Consider the following 9,182-nt stretch of genomic DNA (forward strand, 5'->3'; position numbering starts at 1 on the left):
GTTGACCCAGGCTGCTGCTACAGCATTCTTTTTATAAAGCTTGAGGGCCGGATAGCCTACCTCTTCAACGGCTATCTTTGCCGAAATACGCAGATCATGTTACAGGTGAATTATATCAGGCAGAATCGCGAACTCGTGTTAGAACGTTTGGCAGTAAAGAACTTTGCCGAGGCAGGTCTTGTTGACGAAGTACTGTTATTGGATGATGAAAGAAAACGCATCCAAAACGAGTCAGACAATACCCAGGCTAAAATAAACAGCGCCTCCAAGGAAATCGGCAACCTGATGAAGAGTGGCAATAAGGAAGGTGCCGAGAAGTTGAAAATGGAGGTGGCAACCCTAAAACTGGCCGTTGAGCCCTTAAAAGAAAAAGCATCGGATATCGAGAAGGTGCTTCGCGATAAGCTGGTGCTCTTACCAAACCTACCGGCGTCAACTGTTCCAAAAGGAAAAACACCGGAAGACAATGAGGTAGTAAGAGAGGGTGGCGAAAAACCTGCCCTTACCACTGAGGCTGTACCACATTGGGAGCTTACAAACAAGTACAAATTGATCGATTTTGAACTTGGCACAAAGATCACGGGGAGCGGCTTCCCGGTTTATACCGGTAAAGGTGCGCGACTTCAGAGGGCGCTTGTTCAATATTTCTTAGATTATAATACCGCAGCAGGATACCTGGAATACCTGCCGCCATTCATGGTAAATGCCGACAGTGCATATGGTACGGGACAGTTGCCCGATAAAGAGGGGCAGATGTACCATGTAACAGAAGATGGATTTTACATGATCCCGACGGCTGAAGTGCCGGTGACAAACGTATACCGCGACACGATCTTAAAGGAAGATGAGTTACCCATTAAGATGACGGCATATTCACCTTGCTTCAGGCGTGAAGCAGGTAGCTATGGAAAAGATGTTCGTGGGCTGAACCGGCTTCACCAATTTGAAAAAGTAGAAATTATACAGATCGTACATCCGGAGAAGAGCTACGAGGTTATAGAGGAGATGGTCGCCCATATTGAGCGGCTCTTGCAAAGTCTTGAGCTTCCTTATCGTATCTTGAGGTTATGCGGCGGTGATATGGGGTTCACCAGTGCCTTAACTTACGATTTCGAGGTATATAGTGCCGCTCAGGCGCGTTGGCTGGAAGTAAGCAGCGTGTCAAACTTCGAAAGTTTTCAAACCAACCGGCTGAAATGCCGGTACAGGGATAAAGACGGGAAAACTCAACTTACCCACAGCCTGAACGGAAGTTCACTCGCCTTGCCCAGGATAGTAGCCAGCATGCTGGAAAATAACCAGGGTGCAAACGGCATTGTGCTGCCCAAAATATTACAACCTTACTTCGGCACGGATATGATAACCCTCTAATTGGTTTCCCCCATAATAGAAAAGCCCCGGTTCAAAAACCAGGGCTTTTTTATACGTTTAAGTGTCTTATTTGAACAGTCCTTTTACTTTGTCAATTAGTCCATCCTCAGAAGTGTCGTCCTGCTTGAAATTAGTGTTTACCGGACCTGTTGCACTTTCTCCACCGGTAAACCCGGTGATCATCTTGGTTAGGTCAAAATGATTGTCGGCCGGATCGTTGGTGCGGCTGGCAAATTTTTTCATTACTACCGGGATCAGGCTGGCTGCGATCTGGCTTGCTTTACCGTGGTCGAGACCAAATTTTTTGGTCAGGCTTTCAATAAAACCACCCTGGATATTTTGGGTGAGCGGAGCCTGACTGATATCCTGGTCGCCCCCTTTAAGCAAGTCGGTAAGATCAGATACGTTGCCACCAGATACCGCATCTTTCAGTCCTTTGAATATCGAACTGGAAGCTTCTTCAACAACTTCTTCATTTCTCTCGTTGGGTATATCGGAGTTATTGATTATGGGTTCACCCGCATAATGCTTAACCAGGTCTTTTAGTTTGTCTAACATGATTGTAGTTTGAAAATGGATAAAACAAAGCCGATGTAAGATAGACGCCTTTTATAACAATTGCCAATTTTAGCTAACCTGGTTTGCCATTTTCTCCGCGTTTTCAGCCATTTGCAGCTGTTCGATAAATTCATCGATCTCTCCATTTACAACCGCATCAAGGTTATAGGAAGTCAGCCCGATCCGATGGTCGGTAACCCTGCCCTGTGGCCAGTTGTACGTTCTGATCTTGGCGCTCCTGTCACCAGTGCTCACGAGCGTTTTCCGGTGACGGCTGATCTCATCTTCCTGCTTTCTTACCTGTTCCTCATAAAGCCTTGAACGTAGCATGTTCATCGCTTTTTCGCGGTTGCCCAACTGGCTGCGCTCTGTTTGGCAAACCACAACGGTACCGGTAGGAATATGGGTAAGTAATACTTTTGTTTCAACCTTGTTTACGTTTTGCCCGCCCGCACCGCCACTGCGCGCAGTTTCCATCTTTACATCACTTTCGTTCAGGTGAAAATCGATCTCTTCCGCTTCCGGCATAACTGCTACAGTTGCCGCAGAGGTATGTACCCTTCCCTGTGTTTCCGTGTTGGGTACACGTTGCACCCGATGAACACCACTTTCAAATTTGAGGGTTCCGTAAACATCATCTCCCTGCACCTCGACAATCACCTCCTTATAACCACCTACAGTACCTTCGTTTTCGCTAACTACTGCCGTTTTCCAGCCTCGTTTACTGCAATAGCGCAGGTACATGTTCAACAGGTCGCCCGCAAAAAGGCTTGCTTCGTCGCCGCCGGTTCCCGCCCTGATTTCAACGATTGCATTTTTATCGTCCTGCGGATCTTTGGGGATGAGCAATTTCGTAAGTTCCTTTTCGAGCCGCTCTTTCTTTGCTTCGAGTTCCGGCAGTTCCATTTTTGCCAGTTCCCGCATATCTTCATCGTTGCTGTTTAGTGCTTCCCTGCCAAACTCATAATCCGAAAGCACTCTCTTGTACTCCTCGAAAGGCTTAACAATGTTCTCAAGGCTCCGGTATTCCTTACTGAGCTTTTGAAATTCCTGTTGGTTGCCGATGATCTCAGGATTCGTAAGCGCAAGTCCGACCTGTTCGAACCGGCCTTTTATATTTTCGAGTTTGTCTATCACAATTCAATGTTTTTTGAGCTGCTTTTAAGTGCCTGCAGCAACCACTGGTACAGATCGTATCCACCAAAACCAGGGCCTGGTTAATGACCGGTTTACAGGAGTGTTTAACAGTGCGGGCATTTAAAGAACGGCGGCAAAGTTAAGTGTTTCCCACACCATTGTATAAGCTTTGCTTTCATACTTTTGAGGACTATGGCGTTAAGAAAGTGGCTTGCCGACCAGCTGTTTACGGGTTCAAAATTGCTGGGTGACCAACAGGTGCTGATTGCTGATGAATCCGGTACCATTGTAGAAATTGTACCATACCCGGATGCAGGTGACAACGTGGAAAGCTTAAACGGCATACTCTGCCCCGGCTTTGTTAATTGCCATTGCCACCTTGAGTTGAGCCATATGCGTGGCCTTATACCAGCGCATACCGGGCTTGTTGATTTTGTTTTTAAAGTGGTTACCCAACGCCATTTTCCTGATGGAGAGATACTGGAGGCAATCGGCAAAGCTGAAGATGAAATGATCGCTTCCGGCATTGTAGCCGTAGGAGACATCTGTAATAATGTACTTACGATTGGGCAGAAAACCCAACAACGAATACGCTACTACAACTTTATTGAGGCAAGTGGCTGGTTACCCACGGTTGCAGACACGCGCTTCCACAGGGCACTCGATAACCTGAAGGCATTTACCAGGGCAAACCTGCAACTAAGCAGAAGCTCCATTGTTCCACATGCACCGTACTCAGTTTCCGATGCACTCTGGCATGCAATAACCCCCTATTTCGCCAGCAAAACTGTTACCATACACAACCAGGAGACCAGTGGAGAAAACGCCTTTTTCCAGGAAGGAACGGGTGATTTTCTTCGCATGTACAACCTGATGAAAATCGACAACAGCTTTCATAAGCCAACGGGTAAAACAAGCCTGCAATCCTACCTGCCAAAGCTTAGGGACGCGGCAACGCTTTTGCTGGTACACAATACTTTTACTTCGGAAGCCGATGTTGTTTTTGCCATGGATCATGCCCGAAGCCAACAACAGGACTTATATTGGTGTCTATGTATCAACGCCAACAAGTACATCGAAGAAAAGATACCTCCTGTTGACGCACTAAGGTCGCAGGGTGCGCAGGTTGTTGTAGGAACCGATAGCCTTGCAAGCAATTGGAGCCTGAGCATGCTCGACGAACTGAAGAGTTTGCAGACATCCTTCCCCCATATTCCGCTGGAAGAAATGCTTGGGTGGGCAACTGAAAATGGTGCCCGTGCCCTGGGAATGTCGGATGTATTGGGAAGTTTTGAAACAGGAAAGCGGCCCGGCATTCTGCAGATTACCAATGTGGATCGAAATGAACTAACAACAACAACTGCTGTTAAACGAATGCTTTAAATTTAGTTATGGAAACAGGTGAAAGCTGGCTTGGAATGGAAGGTTTGATCAATGGGCATCCTTACCTGATCAGGATACGGGAAACTATGCAATCGTTTATTAATGCCAAAAGGTATAATCACCGCTTCGACATTGTTTGGAAGTATACCGCGGTGGATGAAACCATGATGCCACAGGCTGCGCAGATGCTGCAGATGGAAGAGGCAGAACAGGATTTGCTGGGTGTTTTGGAGAAAGATGAGCAGGCGATGTTGACGATGGTATACCTGGGCAACAATCAAAAGGTGCTTTATTGGTACTCCTCTAATCTTGAAGAAACCGCAAAACGCATCAACGCTGTTCTGCAGTCGACACCGGAGTTACCGGTAGAAATATTTGCCTCGGAAGATGCCGAATGGAAACAATATAAAACGGTTTTGCCCAGCAGCAGTCGATAGTATGAGTAATCTTCCGTTTACAACAGTGCCAGTCCATTCCCGGTTAATGACGCTCTTGCAGGCTTAGGCGAACTGCTGCGAGAAGCACTGCCGTACAAGCGAGCGTGGCAACGATGCTGATCAAAGAACATCCGCTGGTCACCAAAAAAATTTAGCCAAGAATTTCCTGCAGGATAGGGAGGCTTTTGATGACCCCAAAATCCTGGACGTGCAGGGCAATATAGTTCTGGTAGGCAACCATAAGTTCGCGCTTGATTTGCCGGGTGATTTGAAACTGCTCAAGATCGTTGTAGAAATTGAGGTTAAGTAGTTGAGAAGTGATCATCGCCGCCTTTCCGTCGAGATAATACGGGTGCTCGGGTTTTTCGCTGATAAACTGTCCCTCCATCAGATCGGCTACAGGAGTTTGGGCACTATATTCACCTTGGATGCGAAAGCCAAGTTCGCCGCCGAGATGGAGGGTGAAATACAAGGGAAGCATTCCTGTAAATGCCTGGTTTCCCTTATCCAGTTGAACCAGTGTATCCTGCACGAGGTAAAACATGTCGGGGTTTGCTTCCGGCTGTTTAAGACAATGCTGCATCATTTCAACGATGTACATAGCAACAGTATTCTTAACCACGTCGAACAACACGTTTTCGTATAGGTAGCCCCACTGGTATTCTTTAATAAAATTCAGGTTTTTAAATTCATTCCTGTACACCACCATCTCAAGTATGGCTGCAGGCTGAAAGTATATGGCTTTTGAAGATGCCTTCTTCGTTTGTTGCCGGATGCCTTTTACAATATAGGTTTGAATGCCAAACAGCTCCGTATACGCGGTAGCGATAACGCTGGTATCTCCATAGCGAATCGTTCTTAATATAATGCCCCGGGTTTTATGCGTCATGTGAAAGTAGCAACAGCAAATGTATCACTAAAGCTGCCAGGTAGCCGTGCCGGTAAAAGCCAGTCGTACGGTTGCCTAACAGGATTAATGCGTTAGAGATAATAACCCGTAATTATACGTAATGTTCAACCAGGAATCCGTTGCACTTTGCACCTAAATAAACCATCATGCTAACCGGTATCTTCAGGAATGCAACTGGCCACTTTGCAAAGCTCCTGGCCCCATTTAAAAGGCATAAACCTACAGCAGACAGCCTGGTAGAAAGCCTTGAACAGTTTATTGTTCCGGATTACCTTTCCGCGTGGTACGAGGGCGAACGCGCCTGTATTCTTGTTTTTGATAATGCGATGCACCGGCTTGCCAACTGTAACCTTGATCCAAATTACTTAAACAAGCCGCAGATTATTTGGGAAGTGTAAAGCCTGGTTGACAGGTGTATACGCAATGATGGAGTAACCTTATTGCAAGCAAAAGGGCCGTCAGATGTCTGCGGCCCTTGTATAGATTTACAATAATATTTATTCGAAAGTGCTGTAGAAGTAGGGGGTTTTTGCCTCGAACTCCGCGCTACAGGTATCTACCATCTTGTATGACCGCACAATTCCAAGAGCCTTGCGCTTTTCATAAACCTGGTCCTGTGTACAGTTCCGCATTATGCGTGCAATCTGCTCGTCGCCAAAGCCATTTTTCTTTGCTTCCTTTAGCAAGTCGGCAGGTAAGGTTTCAATGGTGTAAGTATTGATGTCTTTTTCAATATCGCAGATCTTTTGGATCTGGTAGAGGAACCAGCGATCGATACCGGTGGCCTGCGAAATGGTTTTAACGGTAACACCCTGCATCAGGGCGTCTTTTATTCTAAAAATCCGATCCCATTTAGGTGTCTTGATGTATTCAACCAACTCGTCGGTTTTCATCAGGCTTTTGCCATAATAACCTAGTCCCACGGCTTCATTCTCCAGGCTCTGGCAAGCCTTCTGTATGGCTTCGGTAAAACTTCTGCCAATTGCCATTACCTCTCCAACACTCTTCATTTGTAATCCAAGTGTGTCGTTTGCGCCTTTAAATTTATCGAAGTTCCAACGCGGCACCTTTACAATCACATAGTCAAGCGCAGGTTCGAAATACGCCGATGTGGTTTGCGTGATTTGATTTTTAAGCTCGTCGAGCGAATAACCAATTGCGAGTTTGGCCGCAACTTTTGCGATAGGATAACCCGTTGCCTTACTTGCTAGCGCCGATGAACGGCTCACCCTTGGGTTTATCTCGACCGCTATCAGGTCTTCTGTTTCGGGGTTCATGGCAAACTGCACGTTACAACCACCGGAGAAGTTGCCCAGGCTGCGCATCATAAGTATAGCCTTATTACGCATATCCTGGAAAGCAGTATCGCTAAGCGTCATCGCAGGGGCAACAGTAATGCTATCCCCGGTATGGATACCCATCGGGTCGAGGTTCTCTACGGTACAAATAATAACAACGTTGTCGTTTTGATCGCGCAGTAGTTCAAGCTCATATTCTTTCCATCCTAATACCGCCTTCTCCACCAAAACTTCATGCATGGGTGAGGCAGTAAGCCCGCGATCGAGTGCCTCATCCAACTGGTCCTTGCTGTGTACAAAACCGCCGCCTGTTCCGCCAAGCGTAAACGATGGGCGAATTACCAGTGGAAAGCCAATTTCCTGGGCAAATTCCTTACCCTCAAGAAAGCTGTTGGCAACCCGGCTGGGAGCAACTTTGATCCCAATGCGAACCATAAGTTGCCTGAACTTCTCACGATCCTCGGCGGTATCAATTGCCGCTACGTCAACGCCAATCAGCCTGCAGTTGTATTTTTCCCAAATACCCAGTTCATCAGCTTCTTTACAAAGGTTTAAAGCAGTTTGTCCACCCATGGTGGGCAATACCGCATCAATATTATTTTCTTCAAGGATCTTTTCAATGCTGTCTACATTAAGCGGTAACAGGTACACCTTATCGGCCATCATGGGGTCAGTCATAATGGTGGCAGGATTGCTATTAATCAGGATCACTTCTATTCCTTCTTCACGAAGGCTGCGCGCAGCCTGTGATCCGGAATAATCAAATTCACAAGCCTGGCCAATGATGATGGGCCCGGACCCGATAATCAGAACGGATTTGATCGAATTGTCTTTCGGCATTAGTCTTTGAAGATTTTCGCAAATGTACGCGGACTACAGAATTTGGCGCCCTTTTTTTGGCTCAGACAACGTGGTATGCCGCAACCTGAACAGGATACCTTTGCGTTTAAAACCCGGGATTGCCACACCTACGCATAGTCGTTATCAACCCTGCTAGTCTTTTTTTGGCGGGCTGCCCATATGTTTGTGCATAGCGCTATCGGGTTTATTGGTAACCACAAATTGGCGCAACTCGCCCTTCTCCCAGGCATTTGCCAGGGGGTCAACAGCCGGCATCGGAATGTCTTCGCGTTCCTTCCGCTTTTCGGCCGTTGAAACCTTAAAGCGCTTGTCCCGCTCTGCTATAAGTGCAGGTTTAATCTGGCCATCTTTTGTTGATCCCATCATGATCATAGGCGAGCCTATTGGCAGCGACCTTTGCTGGTCGGTATGCCAGGTGTGGATCGTTTTGCCATATGTCGTCACCAACTTTTCCATGAGTTCGTGTTCCGCCACTTTTGGAATGCCGGGTGCAATCAGGGTTCCCGACTTAACCTCAAAATGATGTGAGTGCCACAGCTTCTTTTCTTCTTCCGACAGCCCTGCAAAAAGCTTTGGTGTAATAATGTATTCCACCCCCATCAGTTTTGCACTTTCACCATTGCCATCAAAAATGATTGCCTGGTATACATCTTCACTCAGCTGGTTTACATAATGGTGTGCCTCCATTTGGGCATTGATGTTACCGTTGTAAAAGTGAAAGCCATCAAGATAAGCGGTGAACTTTTTAAGCGGGGTTTTATCCTGCAGTAAATCAGCTCCGGTGTTCAACATCTTGTCTTTACCCGATTTATCATCTCCCGGTGTTTCTACATAAGAAGGTGTGTTATTGCCGCCACAGGCCGTGAAAATTATAGTAAGCGTAAGCAAAAAGAGCTGCTGTTTCATGAGCGATTGGTTTACCATGGTAGACTAAAAAAGAGGGCCATCCCGTCAATCCCCACTACGAGGATTAAAGTGTTTTTTACAAGAAATTGAAATGCCAATATGTACCGCAGGTATAAGCTGCAGATGCTTTTTTCCCACTCCAGATCCCTGTTGGTGTTATCGTTTTTTTTGCTGCCGACAGTATATTTCCATGGCGACGGCCGTTGTGTCCTTTAGATTTGTATTGATATGTCGTCAGACATATTAATACTATTATTACTATTTTCTTTTTTGCTACTTTTTTCTTTTAACAATCCACAATTTTGTGTGGATAACCAACCA

General features: G+C 46.4%; 9 protein-coding genes. 4 read left to right on the top strand and 5 right to left on the bottom strand.

Annotated features, from left to right (window positions below):
• Positions 1-96: 96 nt before the first annotated feature.
• Positions 97-1,371 carry a serine--tRNA ligase gene (serS, locus tag EXU57_RS12215; RefSeq protein ID WP_133268489.1) on the top strand — a complete coding sequence of 425 codons (1,275 nt, stop codon included), beginning with the start codon at positions 97-99 and terminating at the stop codon, positions 1,369-1,371.
• A 66-nt stretch (positions 1,372-1,437) separates the two neighbouring features.
• On the opposite strand, the gene EXU57_RS12220 is transcribed toward serS, so the two are convergent.
• Positions 1,438-1,929 (bottom strand): DUF937 domain-containing protein, encoded by a 492-nt coding sequence (locus EXU57_RS12220; RefSeq protein ID WP_133268490.1) that lies wholly within the window; start codon positions 1,927-1,929, stop codon positions 1,438-1,440.
• Positions 1,930-1,998: 69 nt separating this feature from the next.
• Complete coding sequence (gene prfA / locus EXU57_RS12225; protein WP_133268491.1) at positions 1,999-3,066, bottom strand: peptide chain release factor 1; 1,068 nt, start codon at positions 3,064-3,066, stop codon at positions 1,999-2,001.
• 192 nt (positions 3,067-3,258) lie between these two features.
• Between prfA and EXU57_RS12230 the strand changes: the two genes are divergently transcribed.
• A complete protein-coding gene (locus tag EXU57_RS12230) occupies positions 3,259-4,449 on the top strand; it encodes an amidohydrolase family protein (RefSeq protein WP_133268492.1) in 1,191 nt (396 codons plus the stop codon).
• An 8-nt stretch (positions 4,450-4,457) separates the two neighbouring features.
• Positions 4,458-4,886 (top strand): DUF695 domain-containing protein, encoded by a 429-nt coding sequence (locus tag EXU57_RS12235; RefSeq protein ID WP_133268493.1) that lies wholly within the window; start codon positions 4,458-4,460, stop codon positions 4,884-4,886.
• A 151-nt stretch (positions 4,887-5,037) separates the two neighbouring features.
• Here EXU57_RS12235 and recO read toward each other — a convergent pair whose 3' ends face one another.
• Positions 5,038-5,775, bottom strand: coding sequence for a DNA repair protein RecO (gene recO / locus EXU57_RS12240; protein WP_133268494.1), 738 nt, complete (start codon positions 5,773-5,775; stop codon positions 5,038-5,040).
• A 167-nt stretch (positions 5,776-5,942) separates the two neighbouring features.
• On the opposite strand from recO, the gene EXU57_RS12245 reads away from it, so the two are divergent.
• Complete coding sequence (locus EXU57_RS12245; protein ID WP_133268495.1) at positions 5,943-6,194, top strand: hypothetical protein; 252 nt, start codon at positions 5,943-5,945, stop codon at positions 6,192-6,194.
• Positions 6,195-6,293: 99 nt separating this feature from the next.
• On the opposite strand, the gene carB is transcribed toward EXU57_RS12245, so the two are convergent.
• Together carB and EXU57_RS12255 are read right to left on the bottom strand one after the other, a co-directional pair.
• Positions 6,294-7,934 carry a carbamoyl-phosphate synthase large subunit gene (carB, locus tag EXU57_RS12250; protein WP_133268496.1) on the bottom strand — a complete coding sequence of 547 codons (1,641 nt, stop codon included), beginning with the start codon at positions 7,932-7,934 and terminating at the stop codon, positions 6,294-6,296.
• A 153-nt stretch (positions 7,935-8,087) separates the two neighbouring features.
• Positions 8,088-8,861, bottom strand: coding sequence for an OBAP family protein (locus EXU57_RS12255; RefSeq protein WP_133268497.1), 774 nt, complete (start codon positions 8,859-8,861; stop codon positions 8,088-8,090).
• Positions 8,862-9,182 lie beyond the last annotated feature (321 nt).

It is taken from the genome of Segetibacter sp. 3557_3 (genome assembly GCF_004354985.1).
Classification (GTDB): Bacteria; Bacteroidota; Bacteroidia; order Chitinophagales; family Chitinophagaceae; genus Segetibacter.